Below are 17,775 nucleotides of genomic sequence, written 5' to 3' on the forward strand. Positions count from 1 at the left end.
AAGAGAAGCTGCTTAATAAGCAAGCAAATGATGACAACTACCTTGAAAAACACCGGTACGTTAGATTCCTGCTTTTTAAAAATATCCATGATAATGCCGTTATTTAATTCCTATAAGTGTTTGATTATTTAAGGAGGATTCGATAGAGGTATTCGGTATCGTGCTGCCCGTTAAAGTGAAGATTTTCATCTAAGAAAGTAGTCACTTTCCCGGTGTTACCGTTTTTTTCGTCCAGCTTTTTGAACAATGCCCAAGACGCTTGGTTTGATTCAGTGATAGTCGTTTCTATCGCTTCAATGCTCTTTAGACCCTCTCGTTTAAGTAAGGTGTTCAGCATCTTGTAGGCTAAAGCATTGCCTCTAAACTTAGGCGCCACCGCCACTTGCCAAATAAAGAGAACATTGGGCTCACTGGGTTTTTGATAACTAGAAATAAAGCCAGCAAGGTCACCTTCATGCTCCACTAAAATACAAGTTTTACTAAAGTGAGTAGACTGCAAGAAATTGCAATATGAAGAGTTAGTATCTAATGGGGGGCACTCTGAAATTAATTGATAAATGTTGTTGCCATCCGAAACTTCTGGCTCACGAAAATTCCATTTTTCAATCATCTTTTCTACAACCTCTGGATACAATATCCAAGGCGCTGACGTAATCATACCGAGACACTTCCTTTGAACTCTAATTAAATTCCTTTTAATTATGAGCATTTCCCATACACAAAGATCAACACATAGCGCTAAAAATCAAATTTTAGCGACGCACATCACACTTGAACAAGTATTACATGTATTAAACAATACTTTGAGTTCTAATGTATTTATTGGGTCGGTATAAATTTGAGAGTCTTGAAGGGAATAGACGAAAGGAAATCGTTAGTGCAATTCATAAAATACAGCGTTCAAGTGCCTGAGTAGGAAGGATAGGAATCAGCAAAAATATCGACGACTCCAATACTGAATAAGGTAAACAGTGACGCTCTAAAAAGAGATGACTTAGGCTCTAATATTGAAACGCAGATACCTAAAACAAAAAAACCTAGCGTGAGATAGCTAGGTTTTTCAAGTAAACATAAATTGGCAATCAAAAGAAACAAATTCGAATCACTGAGTTAATCGCGAATTACTTCAGGGGATCATTATCAGGCAGAGCCTTGTGTATCCATAATGCTAAACGCTTCTTAATATTCGCGCCATCAAGCTTACTTTCAGGTAAAGGCGTGATCTGATTAACTCCAACAAGAAACAAGTACACAGCCTTAACTTTTATAGGTTGAGATGAGTGTGGCAAATCAAAGCCTTGTAACTTTGCCATTTTAGAACCGACTTCCAGAGCTTTCTTAAGCAATTTATCTTCATTAATGATCTTCGCGGTTTTCGACATATCATCTCCATCATCTTAATCGAATGAACACTGAGTATATCAAACAGAAAGACTCACAAGATTACTTCGCTCTCAGTTTGAGGAGTCGCTTTGATAAATAACATAAAATTAATTACCACGTAGATATCAATGTTAATTTCAATAACATTGACGAGGCAGATAACAATAAGCAATAGAACTGTTATCAATAATCACTCCCTGAAGAGTACGAAATGCCACCACACTCATATATCTAGTGGTTGTCATATAATGCACTGTTACTTAACTAGTTTTATATTGATTTTGCTTTAATCACATTTACCGTACCCTGCAATGAAAAGTAATTTACAAAGTGCTCACTAGTAAAATAGAATAAAAAGACTAATATTATACTGGTGTTAAAAATGCGTTATCGTTGGGCCTCATTCTGTCATAAAAATCCAATTATCGGACGAATCGTTCATGTCTTTGTTATGTTAGTAGCGGTTGCTTCTATCGCAATTCCATTGATATCAAAAGACGCAACGACGATCTTAGTTTCATTGTGTGCTGCGCTAGTGTGTTTCGTGCTGTTTGTCTTCTTTGCACTTGCTGACAAAATGCGTTCAGGGATGCACTAATCAACTCAATATTCGCCAAGCATTCTCTTTTCTAAACTTCATTATAAAATGCATGCGGCCAAATACGGAAAAGCCCAAAGTTATTAACTTTGGGCTTTTCTTCTAACTGCTGTGGTTAATTACGACCGAGTGATACGACAACCGAGTTTTACAGCGTTATATGCAGAATTAGAAAATCAATCAGGCATCACAACAATACCCATGGTTTCAAGCAACCGCTCTTGTTGCCAAGCGACAATCTTAATCCCTGTCGTATCCACTTTGCGAGGGTCTAACCCTTCTAATTCCGCATGACACAAGTTAGCCCCCTGCATACTGAATTGCCCCCATACATCTTCGGAGAACACGCCTCGGCTTAGATCAGACTCTTTCAGTGACGCACCGCCAAGGTAAGTCCCTATCCAGCGGTTTTCAAACAACTCACACTTTTCCAAGCAGGCCTGCTCCAAGTTGGCATATGACAGGTTACAGCCCGTAATATATGCAGAGCAAAAGTACATCCTATTACTTACTTGATTGGCAAAGTTAGCACGAGTAAAATTCGCTCCTTTTAAATCGCATTCACGCAGCTCAATCCCATAGCAATTCGCATTACTAAAGTTCGCCATCGCCAACTGGCAATTCTGGAAACTTGCGTCTCGTAAATCGGCAATATCAAAGTGGCATCCCTCAATATCGCCTTGTTCAATAAACTTACAGTTAATAAACGTTGCATCACGTAAGTTCGAACGTCTGAAATCACAACGGATAAACGTACAGGCCGTAAATGTAAGCTCTGATAGATCTTGCTGAGCAAAACTGTGCTGATGATAAGTGCTGTTATTGGTATCCATTTAGCCCCCTAAAGAAATCAAGCTAAGACTACCATTGTGATCTTAAGAAAACATCAAATTAAAAACCAACAAAAACAGCAACTTAAAACGCCCTGTTTTGGCCATTTTAAGGCACCAAACGAGCCATTTAAGGTTGTTATTTTCGTTTTATGGCATGCGCTTATCTTGAAAAAAGTTTTGTCGCTTAGAAGGGGGGAGATTAGACACAACGAGAAGATCATCATATGTCAGCATAAACTTGATGCCATAGCCTATATAGATACCTTCGCTTGATACTTAGTCTTTCGAAAACCTTAGCTTATATCGATAGGCTACAACTAAAAGATGATTTTTATTAGTAAAGTCAGAAAAATTGGGAGGCCAAGAGCAAAAAATGGCCGCTTGATGCGACCATTTTATAACTCTTTAAACTTTTTCTTAGCTAGACAATTTAAAACTACGTTAGCTCTTGACGACGTTTGCAATGCCTTCAAGCTGTAGAACTGGAGCTGCGTCGATGTCTTCGGCGTTCATCATTGCAGACACGCGTTGCATCGAAGAAAGTAGTAGGCTTTGCTCCCATGCTTCTAAATTTTGGAATTTTTTAACGAAGTTATCTTGTAGCGGTAGTGGCGCATTGTTAAGTAGCTCTTGACCTTTTTCAGTCAGATTTGCGTGTACTTTTCGGCGATCTGACGAGCTGCGAACACGTTGTACATAGCCGTTCAATTCCAAGCGATCGATGATCGTCGTTGTCGTTGCTTGGCTTACATTGGTCTGATTAGACAATTCTTTGATCGTCACATTACCCATCTCTTGGATTGCGCGCATTAAAATCAATTGAGGGCCCGTCAAACCATACTCCTTACTCAGCTTTTTCGAGTGTAAATCGATAGCGCGAATAATTTGGCGAATAGCGACCAAGATTTCGTCATGTTTATCCAAGATGCAGACCTTTGTACTAATATACTGTGAGTGACTTTACAGTGTCGTGGCGATGAGATTTTCCAAACTGAACAGCTTAGGATCGCTCGAATTACACTGTAAATTGATAATTTACTTCATTGATTTTTCCGCATTGTACTGATGTTAATACTATTCTCAATCTTTTCTATACCACTAAACTTGCGTGGTACGGCACTTTTGCCTAATGAAGGGGGAATCAAAGCTTCAATGAAGACAAAAATAATGAGTCAGAGAATACAAACTCAAAGAATAATATATTTTAATAATCATAGAGATAGAGAGATTTAACCCTCTCCACCCAATAAAAAACCAGCCTCAATAGCTAAGCTGAAAAACGAAATTTTACGCAGCGGTATTCATCTGAAAGTTACCCGTTAGCGCATTATAAAATTCACTGTTATCCAAAATACCGACCAGTTTATTGTCTTCCACTAGCAAAATCGGGTGATTACTTAGCTGTTTCAGTTTAATCGCATCGCGCATGCCAATCTCTGGACTTGCCACTACAACACTCGACGCGCTGATTGCCGTTAAATCGTCGGATTCGTTCCACTCAACAAGCGCTAAAGTCGATTCACCTTTTACAGACAAAGTACCTTCACTCTGCTCAATCCATAAGTCTTTAGAGTCACAGATCTTCCAACTTTCATCTTCTTGTTTCAAAGAATCCAGTGGCTGCATCAACGAACGACCTTTCAATACGTTCAACGGGTTAGTGTGTGCGACAAAATCTTTCACATATTCCGTTTTTGGTGTGAGTACGATCTCTTCAGGCTTACCGTGTTGAATCAGTTTGCCTGACTCCATGATCGCAATGTTATTACCAATCTTCAGCGCTTCGTCTAAATCATGACTCACGAACAAAATCGTTTTGTTAAGCTTGTTTTGCAATAAAATTAGCTCATCTTGCAACTGCGCACGAATCAGCGGATCAAGCGCTGAAAACGGTTCATCCATAAGAAGAATGTCGGTATCCATCGCAAAGGCACGCGCTAGACCAACACGTTGCTGCATACCGCCAGAAAGCTCATGCGGATACTTGGTTTCCCACTCTGCCAAACCCACCATTTCAAGTTGTTCACGCGCTTTAGCACGACGAACATCTTTGGCTACGCCTTGCATTTCTAGACCAAACGCCACGTTATCTAACACGTTTAACCAAGGCATTAGGGCAAACTTTTGGAACACCATAGAGACGCGGTGAGTACGAAGATGACGCAGAGTCGCTTCGTCGCACTGTTCACCGAAATCAACCAGCTTGTCTCCATCTTTGATCGCCAATGAGCCACGGCTGATCTCATTCAGGCCGTTAACTGCGCGAAGCAAAGATGATTTACCAGAACCAGACAACCCCATCAGCACACAAATCTCGCCTTCTTCAACGGTCAGCGACACATTGTCTACGCCAACCACTTGGCCAGTCTCATCAATGATCTCTTGGCGAGTTTTACCTTGGTCGAGTAGCTCAAGCGCTTGTTTCGATTTATTACCAAACACAACATCGAGATTCTTAATGGTAATCGCGTCCATTGTCTTTTTTTCCTGAGAGTTAGACATGATTAAGCTTCCTTCTGGTTTGGTGTTTTGCACAAGCGGTCAAGGATGATTGCGACTAATACAATCGCTAATCCAGCTTCAAAACCTTGTGAGATGTTCACTGTGTTCAATGCACGAACAACAGGTTTACCAAGTCCGTCAGCACCGACAAGTGCGGCGATAACCACCATCGAAAGCGACAACATAATACATTGGGTTACACCCGCCATAATGCTTGGTAAAGCCGCCGGTAATTCGACCTTCATCAGCAATTTCATGCGACTGGCACCAAAGGCTTTACCCGCTTCAATCAACTCTTCAGGCACTTTCGTTACCCCTAAGTAGGTCAAACGAATCGGTGCAGCTATCGCGAAAATAATGGTCGAGATTAAGCCAGGAACGATGCCCAAGCCGAATAGAACCAGAGTAGGAATCAGATAAACGAAAGTTGGGACTGTCTGCATCAAATCAAGGATTGGACGCAAAACTGTATAAAGCCAAGGACGATGCGCTGCCATGATGCCAACCGGTACGCCAATTAATACGGAAATCGTTGTCGCCGCAAAGACGAGAACAAAGGTTTCCAGCATTTCTTGCCAGTAGCCGAGGTTAAGAATAGTCAGCAGTGCCGCGACCACAAAGATCACTAGCGAAGGTTTACGGTGTAAGTACCATGCAATCGCAGCAGTCATCACGATTGGCAGTGCAGGCGGCATCCACTTAAATACATCGACTAAAAACATAATGACGGTTTCTAGAAAAATCGAAATAGCGTCAAAGAATCCTGCTGCATTGATTGTTAGCCAATCAACACCCGCTTCCATCCATTGTCCGACAGGGATTTTGTTTTCCGTAATAAAATTCACAATATTGCCTTTTATTAAGGGTGGGCTACTTCAAACCAATCGATAAATTGGCAAGCCCACCTTTATTATTTATGTAGCTGTTGAGATAGGTAGAACTAAGCTTTAACTTGTTTTAGGTATTCAGTAACCGCTTGAGTCGCTGATTCACCTTTATGCGTTTTTACGTTGTCTAACCAAGCTTCAACTTGTTGAGGGTTCTTGTTCAACCATTGTTGAGCTGCTTTTTCTGGCTTCACTTTTTGGTTAAGAATCTCTTCCATCAACTGGTTTTCCATCTCTAGAGTGAATTCTAGGTTTTGTAGAAGTTGACCGACGTTTGCACACTCAGACAGGTAGTTTGAACGAACGTTAGTGTAAACATTCGCGCCACCGTAGTTAGGGCCGAAGAAGTCGTCACCACCTGATAGATATTCCATCTCAACATTGCTGTTCATTGGGTGCGGTGCCCAACCAAGGTAAACGATCCACTGGCTACGACGAGCAGCGCGAGATACTTGCGATACCATGCCCGCTTCACTTGATTCCACTAGGCTGAAATCTTTCAAGCCAAACGCGTCAGAATCAATCATTGATTGGATTAGGCGGTTACCGTCGTTACCCGGCTCGATGCCGTAGATGCGGTCTTTAAATTTGTCGGCATGTTTTGCTAGGTCTGCGAAGCTTTTTACGCCAGAGTCGTACACATATTTTGGTACAGCTAGTGTGTATTTTGCGCCTTCAAGGTTGGCACGAACGGTTTCAACCGTGCCCGCTTCACGGTACTTAGCAATATCGCCTTCCATGGTTGGCATCCAGTTACCTAGGAATACATCAATATCGCCGTTCGCCATTGAAGAGTAAGTCACCGGTACTGAAAGTAGGTCGGTTTTGGTTTTGTAACCAAGGCCTTTTAATAGTTCAGAAGTAACGGCGGTTGTTGCAGTAATGTCAGTCCAGCCTACATCAGCGAAACGAACGTTTTCACATTGCTGTGGTTCAATAGAAGCGTTAGCACCAAATGCAAATGAACTGATGGCTAGTGCTGTTAACGTTTTCGTGGTCATGTTCTGAATATTTAGAGTCGTCATAATGGTTCCTTTTTATCTTTCCTTTTTCTGCTCGATATCAACACCGATAGAGAGCAGTTCTTCTGACTTTTGACTAATTTTTGTTGTTACTTTTTGCTTTTTCTATTTTTGAACTATTTTCTATTTTTGAACTAATAACAGAGGCTTACGCTTCTCTTACTGGTTTATTTATTCTTTGCTTCTCTTGCCACTCAGGTGCAATCCACACTGGAACGTCCTGCGCTTTGAGCATTGGCTTACCCAAAATCAAATCGGAAGCACGCTCGGCAACCATAATGGTCGGGGCGTTCAAATTACCGTTTGGAATGATTGGGAAAACCGATGAGTCGACAACACGTAAGCTGTCGATACCGCGAACGCGACACTCTTCATCAAGCACCGCCATTGGGTCGTTATCTGAACCCATTTTGCAGCCACATGAAGGGTGATATGCACTTTCAACGTTCTGCTTAACCCATTCGTCAATCGCTTCATCAGAAGTAATATTTAGACCCGGCTGAATCTCTTTGCCTCGGTACACATCCATCGCAGGTTGAGACAAAATCTCACGCGTCAGACGAATACAATCGCGCCAATCTTGGCGATCTTGTTCAGTCGAGATGTAGTTGAAAATGATCTCTGGCTTGGCATGCGGATCAGCAGAAGTGATCGCAACCGTACCGCGACTCTCTGGCTTGTTAGGCCCAACGTGTACTTGGAAACCGTGACCATCAAAGGCCGCTTGCCCGTCGTAACGCATCGCTGCTGGCAGGAAGTGATATTGAATGTTTGGCCACTTCAATCCTTTGCGAGAACGAATGAACGCGCACGATTCAAAGTGGTTAGTGGCACCAAGGCCTTTGCGAGTCAGAATCCATTCCGCGCCAATCATGCCCTTGCTGACCAAGCCAAGCTTGCTGTTGAGTGTGATGGGTTCGTTGCAGTGATATTGGAAGTACACTTCTAGGTGATCTTGAAGGTTTTCACCGACGCCATTCAGTTCGTGTTTAAGCTCAACACCGGCCTTTTCAAGCACGGCTTTCGGGCCGATACCAGAAAGCTGAAGCAGTTGAACAGAACCGATAGAGCCCGCAGAAGAGATCACTTCTTTGTTCGCCACAGCCACTTGGGTATTGCCTGACTTTTCAAACTCGACACCAACGGCTTTCAGCCTTGATTGGCCTTTTGTGTCTTGTGCTTCAAGTAAGAAACGACGCGCCACGATACCTTTCTTCAAGGTTAGGTTTGAACGCTTCAATGCACGGCGTAGATAAGCGTTAGAGGTTGAGGCTCTAACACCCTTGTCTACCGTCATATGCATAGTGCCGAAGCCTTCTTGCTGGTAGCCGTTGTAATCGTTGGTTTCTGGATAACCGGCATCTTTACCTGCATCTATAAACGCTTGGTAAAGCGGATTGAGCTCCATATCGTTACCATTACAAGTGCCGACTGGGCCATTGTCTCCACGGTATTCATCACCGCCTTTGTTCCATGATTCAGCACGGCGGAAGTAAGGTAAGCATGCTTGATAGTTCCAACCCGCTGCGCCCTCTTCTTCCCATTGGTCAAAATCACACGCGTGGCCACGAACATAGACCATGCCGTTAATTGATGAGCTGCCGCCTAACACTTTGCCACGTGGGCAGTGCAGTTCGCGTCCATCAAGGCCCGGCTCTTTCTCTGTTTCAAATTGCCAAGCGTACTTTTCAGTATTCATTGGGTAAGAAAGCGCGGTTGGCATCTGGATAAAAATACTCTTGTCCGTACCACCAGCTTCCAGTAATAAAACGCTATGTTCACCGCTTTCCGTTAGCCTATCCGCTAACACACAGCCGGCCGAACCCGCGCCGACGATAATATAATCGTAGCGTTGTTCCATGTTTTGATTTCCCTGAGATAAGTCAGTGGGGCTAGCTCTGTTAAACTAGCCCATAAAATTGAGTGTTACGCGTTAGGCATAAGGGCTGGCGTAGTCGCCAAGTTCAATAAGAATGCTCTTAGTCTGCGTATAGTGAAGTAGGGTTTCTGGTCCATTTTCACGGCCAATACCTGAAAGCTTGTAACCACCAACAGGCATTTCTGCAGGTGAGTCACCCCACGTATTAACCCAACAAATACCAGCCTGCATTTGATGAATAACACGGTGCGCACGAGAAAGGTTTTGCGTGAACACACCAGCCGCAAGGCCATATTTGGTGTCGTTAGCGCGGCGAATCACGTCGTCTTCGTCCGTAAACTTCAACACTGACATTACAGGGCCGAAGATCTCTTGTTGAACGTGAGGCATGTTGTCTTCGCAATCCACAAACACGGTTGGGATAACAAAGTTGCCGTTCGCTAAGCCGTTGTCTGTCACTCGATAGCCGCCAGTAAGCAGGGTTGCCCCTGACTGTTTTGCCAGCTCAATCGCTTCGAGAACTTTTGAAAGGTGTTCTTTAGAAATCAACGCGCCGATCTGAGTCTCCATGTCCATTGGGTCACCAATGATCAGCTTCTCAGTGCGTGTTTTAAGTTGATCGATGAATGCGTTGTAGATGTTTTCGTGTACATAAACACGGGTACCGTTAGTACACACTTCGCCTTGGGTGTAGAAGTTAGCCACCATCGAAGCGGAAACTGCATCATCCAATTTCGCATCATCAAACACGATCATTGGTGACTTGCCGCCAAGTTCCATGGTGACTGATTTCAGCGTCTTAGCGCTGTCTGCCATTACCGCTTTACCGGTACCGGTTTCGCCCGTGAACGACACTTTCGCGATCTCTGGGTGCGCCGTTAGCATTTGACCTACACGGTAATCGCCCTGAACCACATTAAACACGCCATCAGGAAGACCAGCTTCAGTAAAGATCTCTGCAAGCTTCAGTGCTGTGAGCGGCGTTTCTTCTGAAGGTTTGAAAATCATCGCGTTACCCGCGGCCAATGCCGGAGCCGATTTCCACATCGCGATTTGAATTGGGTAGTTCCACGCGCCAATGCCCGCACAAATGCCTAGCGGTTCACGACGAGTGTAGAAAAATTGAGATTCGCTCAGCGGCTGTTGGTCGCCTTGTAGCGTTGGAGCCAAACCAGCAAAGTATTCAATAACATCAGCGCCAGACGCCACATCCACTTCAATCGCTTCTTGCAGCGGCTTGCCCGTATCAACAACCTCAAGGTTTGCAAGGTCATTATTTCGAGCTCTAAGTATTTCCACTGCCTTCAAAAGAATGCGGCTGCGTTCCACAGCGGTCATTGCTGACCATACCGCAAATCCGCGCTTCGCAGATTCAATAGCACTGTCGACATCCGCTGAAGATGCTTGACCTAACGTCGCGATAGGTTCGCCGTTTGCAGGGTTAATGCTATCAAAGGTTTCACCAGAGGTTGCTTTAACCGCTGCGCCATCGATGTATAACGAGTTCATTTCCATTTGAGATTCTGACTTAATTATTGTTATTAGACTCTACTGGTCTATATGTGAGTATTGGGTGCGAATAGTGGTCGTGCTAGCTCTAGGTCTAGGTCTAACGCTACTACTGCGATCTATTTCCTGTGACACGAGTAGAAAGTAAGTTGTTTATCTAGATAATCATTGATGATGGCTCGCGCCTTTTGAGCATCGATACCATCTGGGTTTAGTGTGCCTCTCAGCCACAAACCATCAATCAGAGACGCAATCCCGTGAGCAACGAGATCCGCTTGTTCATGATTCAAAATACCTTTCAACTCAAGACGTAAGTGTGAAATCAAACGTTTTTCATTCACACGTTGCAGTCTTTTCAGCTGCTCGTCATGCATTGAATATGACCAAAATGCCAACCACGCCTTCGCGACCTTATTTTCTGCTTGGTAACCTTCGAAGTTACCATCGATGATCGCGTTAATTCTCTGTTGGTGAGCATCAACAGGAAGTGCTTTTAGTGACGTGGTGATGGTATTGGAAAGTTGACGAAGGATTTCACGCATGGTCTCTTCGAGCAGCCCATGCTTTCCACCAAAATAGTGATTAATAATGCCAGTGGAGACTCCCGCTTCTTTGCTGATCAACGCAATACTCGCGGCATGCAAACCCACTCGATCAATCACCGTCATGGTGGCTTGAACAAGCTGTGGTTTACGTATATCAGGCATCCCAACCTTCGGCATTTCTTAGTCCTTTTATTTTATATTGAACGTTCAGTTAAATATAAAATGACAGAAATTTAGTTAGGGTTCAAATGATTATTTAAAACAAACTCGTAACAATGCAGCATTCAAAACAACAAAAACCATTATAAAACAATAAATTAAATATCATTTGGAGCACTAACGAAAACAATTAAAGATTTGAGGTGTGATAGTTATTGGTCAAATGTTTTTGCTTAGGAAGAGCAAAAAATAAATCCGTAGGAATACGTGTAGACACTTTTTTGGGGAAAGTTGAAAGGTAGTATCAATGAGTCTTAATACTGAAATTTAAGACTAGGAAATCTGCACTCAACAAAGTAACGAATCAAGACATGAACAAAAAAAGGCCGATAATGACAGAGCCATCACCAACCTTTGCGGAGTCGTTATTGTTACTTTCTTTGACTACTCAATACGAGTAATAAAACCGTACTTATCAGAGTCTGCTTTGGTCATCCAGTGTTCACCGGAAGCCGGGGCAGAATCTAAAGTGAAGATATAGAAGTCTATCCCTTTTTCTCCCATCACCTTTTTAAAATAGGTCGCTTGCTGACGATGACTCTCATTGGTGTATGGGAATTCTTTGGCCGTTTTATTCCCTTCAGCCCAACTATGCACACCCACCTGTTTATTCAGTTCAATGACCTTGGTAGTATCAGCGCGTTGCAATATGCGTGGGTTGCCAGCAGCGAATAGATCCGTACCACCCGAAAAAACCGAACCCGTTGGAGTCACAACCGTCGTCATCTTGTTGTTATTGATCATACGCCCGGTGTACATGTTGATTTCGTCATCAGCACTACCGCCAATGTGGTTGGTGAACTTCAACGTCATCTCACTGCCTCGGTATAACTTCACGATATCAAAAAGCTGAGAATAGGTTGATGCGCCTAGAGTGGAAGTAATCCGTTCAACAGCGCCAGTCTCGTTGAGCACATCGCGGTAAAAAGCGTTGAAGGCAAACGATGTGGTAATGGTGACTTTATTACCATTTTTGGATTTACTCAGAATCGTCGAACCTAGGCTCGTCACGTATTGCGACAACTCGTTTTGGTATTCAAGGTTAACGGAGACTTTTTTATCCTTCGTCATTGCTTTTATTGACGTAGTATCACTAGAAGTAAAGCGTTGTGCTGCATCACAATCAAATAGATCCAAGCCCTTGCTCTCTGTATAAATACCACAACTATCAAACCCAGCTTCAGGAAAGTACAGATCAACACTTTGACCTAAGCCATCCAAAAGCCTAATCACTTTTTGCTTATCACTAATGTCTTCAGCAAACTGAATTTTTTCATACAAAATACCATCGTAAGAGAGCTTCATAGCCTCTTCTTGGAGCTCTTGCCTCTCTTGATACAATTCACCAAGTTTAGCTGAAGAAAATACGTAGTCAGCCTTAGGTTTCTTTTGCGAAATGGTGGTTGATTGTCCCGCGTTTGAACTTGAATTACAGCCAGCCAAAAGAGCCAAAGGTAACGCTAGCCACGTATTTCGATAGTATTTCATACCATTATTCCCCAAAATTTTGATTGGAGAAATTCTATTGGTTAACAATTAAATTATCTGTCGTAACTATGTAATGGAATGTATTTCATCTATATCCTCGCCCCCTTCCTTGCTAAAAACACTCGCCTCAGAGTGCAAACCAACTCATAAGACCAGTTACACGAGCTTACATTCAGCCACTCTAAAATTATATATAATGCTAACAAATCATCAACAAGCCACATGGAAAGCCACTTCAGTAGTGTCAGGCAATTAAAAATATCAATAAAGGTAGACAATGAAGCGTTCACTATCTTGGACCATTATTTATCCAATCATAGGAATAGCACTTGCTTGTATTTTACTATTCTCTTTAATATCGACCGTTATCCTTGAAGATTTCGTTCAAAAAGTGTCGGTTGAAAATGCAAAGAACTATGTGACTACATTTCATAGTATTCGTAACTATTACTCATCAAATGTCGTACAGAAAGTTGTTGATAGTAAAGAACTCGTGGCAACAGCCCAGCACCAATCCTTAGGGAACAGTATTCCGGTTCCTGCTACCTTTTTAATCGAAATGCTTGATAAATCTGATAAAGATCTCACCATCACCACCTCGTTTACCAGCCCTTATCCTTTTAAAAACCGTCAAGGTAGGCTTTTTGACGAATTTCAACAACGGGCGTGGGTAGCGATTAACGAGAAACCAGATGAGTTCTACGTCGAGTTTGTACAAGAGCAAGACAGAACCCGAGTACGCGTCGCTCGGGCAGACCGCCTCTATGACCAAACTTGTGTAAACTGCCACAATAGCCACCCCGACTCTCCTAAACACGATTGGGAACTCAACGATGTACGAGGGATTCTCGAGGTAAATACAGTTGTAGATGAATGGCTAAAATATGGAAAGATGATCAATCAATCTTTGATGTCTATTAGCATAATCAGCTTTATGACGGTGATGTTTATTAACTTTGCCATCGCTCGTCGAGTATCGACTCCATTAAAAAACATCACTCGCTCTCTTAGTTTATTGGCACAAGGTAAAGAAGAAAGTGCATCTTTACCACCAGCAAAATATTACGAGATAACGGAACTACAAAGTGCTTTTTCTAGCCTTTATGATAAAGAGCAGCAACGTAGAGCATTAACAAAAGAAATCGAAACACTGGCTTACTATGATTCGCTCACTAAGTTGCCGAACCGTCTTGGGTTTTTGCGATCGCTTGATGAGTTGCTCAATAAACACAGAGAAAAAAATGAACGCATCACCGTGTTAATCATTGATATTAAACGTTTTAGAGATATCAACAATACACTCGGCTATAAAGCCGGGGACACAATCTTGCTTCATCTAGCCAACCGCTTATCCGCATGCACAACCATGGTTGATTTTAACCTAGCTCGATTGGATGAAAATAAGTTCTGTATCGCAGTGCCTGCGAAAGAACACAATGGCGATCAAGGTTCGGATGCTTTTTTTGCTATGTTGATTGATGTGGTTTCAAATGAAATTATCATTGATGAGAACAAGATAAAACTAGTGGCTAACCTTGGTGCAACCTGCAGTTCAAATGGCGCACAAAGCAGTTCTGAAATGCTCATTCAAGCGAACATCGCTCTATATGTATCCAAGGAAAAAGGCGATGACATTACGGTTAAGCATAAACCTGAACTGTCAAATGCTGCGTTGCGACGTATAACGTTAATCAAAGAGATAAACAATGCGATTGAAAACAGAGAATTTATTCCTTATTACCAACCTCAATTTTGCTTAAAGACCAATCGTATCATTGGTGCCGAAGCGCTCATGCGTTGGAAAAAGCCAAATGGAGACCTCGTAAGGCCTGACCTTTTTATAGAACTGGCAGAGCAATCCCATTTAATCATTCCAATGGGTGCTCATGTTTTCGAACAAGCTACCACTGATTGCCAACAGTGGCAGAATCATAAAGCGCTTGCTGGTGTAAAGGTTGCCGTTAATATTTCGAGTATTCAGTTTTCCGAACAGAACATTTTAGATCTGACACAACTAACCTTAGAAAAGACAGGCCTTTCTCCGAGTTTATTGGAATTAGAAGTAACAGAAAGTGCCATGTTGGGTGATGTGTCGAAGGTCGTGGCTGTATTGAATGATTTAAAGAAGTTAAACATTGAAATAGCGTTAGATGATTTCGGTACTGGTTATTCATCTCTTAGCTATTTGAAGCTACTCCCTATAGATCGACTGAAAATAGATCGAGAGTTTGTAAAGGACTTACTTAACAACACCGATGACCAAGCTATCTTGAGCATGATTTGTAAGCTAGCAACCGAACTCTCACTCAATGTACTTGCTGAAGGCATTGAAGAAAAAGAGCAACTTGAATTTTTAGGCCACGCAGGGTGTCACGAAGTACAAGGCTTCTATTTCGCAAAACCAATGCCACTAGACGATTTTGTTCTGTTTGCCAAAAATCATAACTCGGAACTCATAAATACGCATGCTTAGGTTCAAACCGTAGGCCTTAATTTTTGACTTAAAATCCAATTAAGTTCCAACCAGCCATGAAACCTCTTTAAAAAGATGCTTCATGGCTGCCTCTTCTGTTATTAAACTAAAAACTCGACATTAAGAGCTCTCATTTCCGGCCTTCTTCGCCAACAGACTAAAACACCACTTTTAACCTGCTGAAAAACCCTGCAAAAATTACAAATCGGCATTGAACTAGCATGGAAAGTGTTTAATCATTCGCATCAGGAATTTCTTCTTGACGCATTTGTGATTAATATGCAACAGCAGGAGCCGCCAAAATTAAACGCACTCACGTAATTTCAACAAATTAAACGCACAACAAGGCTGATAACGGAATGACAAAACCTAAAATGATCATCGTTGAAGACGATTTAAAACTTCAGCAAATGCTAAAGGATTACTTTGTAGCACAAGATTTTGAGGTCACCGCGTTAGACGATGGCAGTGATGCCACGCAGAGAATCCTTGACGAACAGCCTGATATCGTGTTGTTGGATTTGATGCTTCCTGTAACCGATGGGCTTACAATCTGCCGACAGACACGTACACACTTCAAAGGTAGAATCTTAATGCTCACCGCCAGCGATGACGATTTTGATCACGTTGCTGGTTTAGAGACAGGGGCCGATGATTATGTCACTAAACCAATAAAACCACGAGTTCTGCTAGCAAGAGTCCGGTCACTATTGCGCCGACAGGAAACCGATACGTCATCAGTCGATGACTCAGGCACCCTTCAATTTGATCAACTCATTCTGAAAAACACCTATAAAAAGTGTGAGCTTTCAGGCGCGGTTTTATCACTGACAGACAGTGAGTTTGATTTACTTTGGCTGTTAGCATCCAACCCTGATACCCCGCTGTCACGTGATTACTTAACTCAAACGCTGCGCGGGATCGAGTACGACGGGATCGACCGGACGATTGACAACAAAGTAGTACGTTTGCGAAAAATACTTGGTGACGACAAAGCACCAGCAGAGAAAATTCAAACCATTCGCGGAAAAGGTTACTTATTTGTTTCGACCGCCTGGCATTAACCGCGCTCAGTACGGGCGCAATGAAAGAGAGCGATTATGCGACGTATCTATTTGGAGTCCCTACTAGGGCTATTCATTTGCTTTATTGTTGGTCTTCTCGCCTACGAAATTTGTGTCTATCAGCTCAATACCGACTATGAATATGTATTGCAAGATTACGAAGCAACGGCCCACCAGCAGCTCCTAGAAAACATCGCGAATAATCAGGGCCTCGAAGCCGCTCATCAAGCCATAAACCAGTTTGTTGACACCACCCGCAACACCCTCGTCACATTCAAACCGAATGACGAATTACCGACTCCAATTTCTGAGTTTTTCATCGCTAATCCAGACAGCTATATTTTTCACGATTGGTATCGTGACCTATGGTTTCGTTTAAATGGCAGTGAAAACATCTATCATTACCAGCCCAACGACGACACGCTCGTTCGACAAAAAATAGAGCTCGAAGATGACCTTATTTGGGTATTTTTTATCGCGAGCTTCATCGTATATGGCCTGGGTCATCTGTTGATTATTTTCCGCAGAGTTAAGAAGCTTGAAAATGCCACATTACGCTTCTCTGAAGGCGACCTCTCTTCGCGAGCTGAAACATCAGGCGGCAGTGCAATTGGAACTCTGAATAAATCCTTTAATCTGATGGCCGACCGAATCCATAGCTTAATCGAGAGTAATCGTTCACTTACCAATGCGGTAGCTCATGAACTGCGAACTCCAATATTTAGAATTCAATGGCAGGCTGAAATGCTCAAAGACACGCCACTCAACGAGGGGCAGCAAGATACTATCGAGAGCATTGTTGAAGACACAGAAGAGATGGAAAAAATGGTCGATGAGTTACTATATTACGCAAAACTCGACAGTTGTGATCTAGAGAACTTGCAACAGCCATTAGAGATAAGAGACTTTCTCGATCATGCAATGAGCCGTTGGAACAAAGAGACTGAGTTTAGTATTGATCTATCACTACCAGAACAACCTCATTTGATATTAGCAGATGATACGCTGCTCAATCGCGCGTTAGATAACCTAGTACGTAACGCGATGAAATTCGCACGCTCACAAATTTCGATAGAAGCAAGCGTGCACCACGATATGCTACAAATCGCCGTGCATGACGACGGTGATGGCGTAGCAAAAGAGCACCGTTCTCGCCTATTCGAACCTTTTTATGTTGGAGATAAAGCGCGTAACAAAGCCAAGAGTGGCCATGGTCTAGGGCTTTCTATCGTCAAGAAGATCTGTGTTCAACACGGTGCAACAGTACAAGTCGCACAAAGCAATACTTTAAAGGGCGCCGTATTCACTATAGCCTTTCCACTGTGTAACGATTCGACTGACAAACCCATACAGTAACGACCAATCATCTCTGG

The 17,775-nt window shown here is 42.7% G+C and carries 15 protein-coding genes; 4 read left to right on the forward strand and 11 right to left on the reverse strand.

Annotated elements, in window-relative coordinates:
• Positions 1-124: 124 nt before the first annotated feature.
• Both ectA and AB6D80_RS06755 read right to left on the reverse strand, forming a co-directional pair.
• Positions 125-658: a diaminobutyrate acetyltransferase gene (gene ectA / locus AB6D80_RS06750; protein WP_009845971.1), complete on the reverse strand. Its 534-nt coding sequence runs from the start codon at positions 656-658 to the stop codon at positions 125-127.
• A gap of 463 nt (positions 659-1,121) precedes the next feature.
• Positions 1,122-1,382 carry a DUF5062 family protein gene (locus tag AB6D80_RS06755; RefSeq protein ID WP_009845972.1) on the reverse strand — a complete coding sequence of 87 codons (261 nt, stop codon included), beginning with the start codon at positions 1,380-1,382 and terminating at the stop codon, positions 1,122-1,124.
• A gap of 383 nt (positions 1,383-1,765) precedes the next feature.
• On the opposite strand from AB6D80_RS06755, the gene AB6D80_RS06760 reads away from it, so the two are divergent.
• Entirely contained in the window at positions 1,766-1,981 is a 216-nt protein-coding gene (locus AB6D80_RS06760) for a hypothetical protein (RefSeq protein WP_029222792.1), read from the forward strand.
• Between the two features lie 176 nt (positions 1,982-2,157).
• Here AB6D80_RS06760 and AB6D80_RS06765 read toward each other — a convergent pair whose 3' ends face one another.
• The 9 genes from AB6D80_RS06765 to AB6D80_RS06805 form a co-directional block, all read right to left on the reverse strand.
• Positions 2,158-2,814, reverse strand: coding sequence for a Qnr family pentapeptide repeat protein (locus AB6D80_RS06765; protein WP_372188097.1), 657 nt, complete (start codon positions 2,812-2,814; stop codon positions 2,158-2,160).
• 441 nt (positions 2,815-3,255) lie between these two features.
• Positions 3,256-3,738, reverse strand: coding sequence for a MarR family winged helix-turn-helix transcriptional regulator (locus AB6D80_RS06770; RefSeq protein ID WP_372188099.1), 483 nt, complete (start codon positions 3,736-3,738; stop codon positions 3,256-3,258).
• 363 nt (positions 3,739-4,101) lie between these two features.
• The gene (gene choV, locus AB6D80_RS06775) at positions 4,102-5,316 is read right to left on the reverse strand and encodes a choline ABC transporter ATP-binding protein (RefSeq protein WP_017102258.1); all 1,215 of its coding nucleotides are present in this window, start codon (positions 5,314-5,316) and stop codon (positions 4,102-4,104) included.
• Positions 5,317-5,318: 2 nt separating this feature from the next.
• Positions 5,319-6,161: a choline ABC transporter permease subunit gene (gene choW, locus AB6D80_RS06780; RefSeq protein WP_009845976.1), complete on the reverse strand. Its 843-nt coding sequence runs from the start codon at positions 6,159-6,161 to the stop codon at positions 5,319-5,321.
• Positions 6,162-6,256: 95 nt separating this feature from the next.
• Positions 6,257-7,228, reverse strand: a complete 972-nt coding sequence (locus AB6D80_RS06785) for a choline ABC transporter substrate-binding protein (RefSeq protein ID WP_004732435.1) — start codon at positions 7,226-7,228, stop codon at positions 6,257-6,259.
• Between the two features lie 145 nt (positions 7,229-7,373).
• Positions 7,374-9,086, reverse strand: a complete 1,713-nt coding sequence (gene betA / locus AB6D80_RS06790) for a choline dehydrogenase (RefSeq protein WP_372188100.1) — start codon at positions 9,084-9,086, stop codon at positions 7,374-7,376.
• Between the two features lie 72 nt (positions 9,087-9,158).
• Positions 9,159-10,619 carry a betaine-aldehyde dehydrogenase gene (gene betB, locus AB6D80_RS06795; protein ID WP_104215946.1) on the reverse strand — a complete coding sequence of 487 codons (1,461 nt, stop codon included), beginning with the start codon at positions 10,617-10,619 and terminating at the stop codon, positions 9,159-9,161.
• 113 nt (positions 10,620-10,732) lie between these two features.
• A complete protein-coding gene (gene betI, locus AB6D80_RS06800) occupies positions 10,733-11,335 on the reverse strand; it encodes a transcriptional regulator BetI (protein ID WP_372188102.1) in 603 nt (200 codons plus the stop codon).
• A 426-nt stretch (positions 11,336-11,761) separates the two neighbouring features.
• The gene (locus tag AB6D80_RS06805) at positions 11,762-12,865 is read right to left on the reverse strand and encodes an alpha/beta hydrolase (protein ID WP_372188104.1); all 1,104 of its coding nucleotides are present in this window, start codon (positions 12,863-12,865) and stop codon (positions 11,762-11,764) included.
• A 277-nt stretch (positions 12,866-13,142) separates the two neighbouring features.
• Here AB6D80_RS06805 and AB6D80_RS06810 point away from each other — a divergent pair, with 277 nt between their 5' ends.
• From AB6D80_RS06810 to AB6D80_RS06820, 3 genes are all read left to right on the forward strand, one after another.
• Positions 13,143-15,338, forward strand: coding sequence for an EAL domain-containing protein (locus AB6D80_RS06810; RefSeq protein WP_372188106.1), 2,196 nt, complete (start codon positions 13,143-13,145; stop codon positions 15,336-15,338).
• A 359-nt stretch (positions 15,339-15,697) separates the two neighbouring features.
• Positions 15,698-16,402, forward strand: a complete 705-nt coding sequence (locus AB6D80_RS06815) for a response regulator (protein WP_372188107.1) — start codon at positions 15,698-15,700, stop codon at positions 16,400-16,402.
• A gap of 36 nt (positions 16,403-16,438) precedes the next feature.
• A complete protein-coding gene (locus AB6D80_RS06820) occupies positions 16,439-17,758 on the forward strand; it encodes a sensor histidine kinase (protein ID WP_372188109.1) in 1,320 nt (439 codons plus the stop codon).
• The last annotated feature ends 17 nt before the right edge of the window (positions 17,759-17,775 follow it).

It is taken from the genome of Vibrio sp. 10N.247.310.17 (assembly GCF_041466605.1).
Classification (GTDB): domain Bacteria; phylum Pseudomonadota; class Gammaproteobacteria; order Enterobacterales; family Vibrionaceae; genus Vibrio; species Vibrio tasmaniensis_A.

Excerpts from the sequence above, each read along its gene's own strand:
- AB6D80_RS06805 (WP_372188104.1), bottom strand. The coding sequence starts at position 12,865 with ATGAAATACTATCGAAATACGTGGCTAGCGTTACCTTTGGCTCTTTTG.
- ectA (WP_009845971.1), bottom strand. The coding sequence starts at position 658 with ATGATTACGTCAGCGCCTTGGATATTGTATCCAGAGGTTGTAGAAAAG.
- betA (WP_372188100.1), bottom strand. The coding sequence starts at position 9,086 with ATGGAACAACGCTACGATTATATTATCGTCGGCGCGGGTTCGGCCGGC.
- betB (WP_104215946.1), bottom strand. The coding sequence starts at position 10,619 with ATGGAAATGAACTCGTTATACATCGATGGCGCAGCGGTTAAAGCAACC.
- AB6D80_RS06755 (WP_009845972.1), bottom strand. The coding sequence starts at position 1,382 with ATGTCGAAAACCGCGAAGATCATTAATGAAGATAAATTGCTTAAGAAA.
- AB6D80_RS06765 (WP_372188097.1), bottom strand. The coding sequence starts at position 2,814 with ATGGATACCAATAACAGCACTTATCATCAGCACAGTTTTGCTCAGCAA.
- AB6D80_RS06760 (WP_029222792.1), top strand. The coding sequence starts at position 1,766 with ATGCGTTATCGTTGGGCCTCATTCTGTCATAAAAATCCAATTATCGGA.
- AB6D80_RS06815 (WP_372188107.1), top strand. The coding sequence starts at position 15,698 with ATGACAAAACCTAAAATGATCATCGTTGAAGACGATTTAAAACTTCAG.
- AB6D80_RS06820 (WP_372188109.1), top strand. The coding sequence starts at position 16,439 with ATGCGACGTATCTATTTGGAGTCCCTACTAGGGCTATTCATTTGCTTT.
- choV (WP_017102258.1), bottom strand. The coding sequence starts at position 5,316 with ATGTCTAACTCTCAGGAAAAAAAGACAATGGACGCGATTACCATTAAG.
- AB6D80_RS06785 (WP_004732435.1), bottom strand. The coding sequence starts at position 7,228 with ATGACGACTCTAAATATTCAGAACATGACCACGAAAACGTTAACAGCA.
- betI (WP_372188102.1), bottom strand. The coding sequence starts at position 11,335 with ATGCCGAAGGTTGGGATGCCTGATATACGTAAACCACAGCTTGTTCAA.
- AB6D80_RS06810 (WP_372188106.1), top strand. The coding sequence starts at position 13,143 with ATGAAGCGTTCACTATCTTGGACCATTATTTATCCAATCATAGGAATA.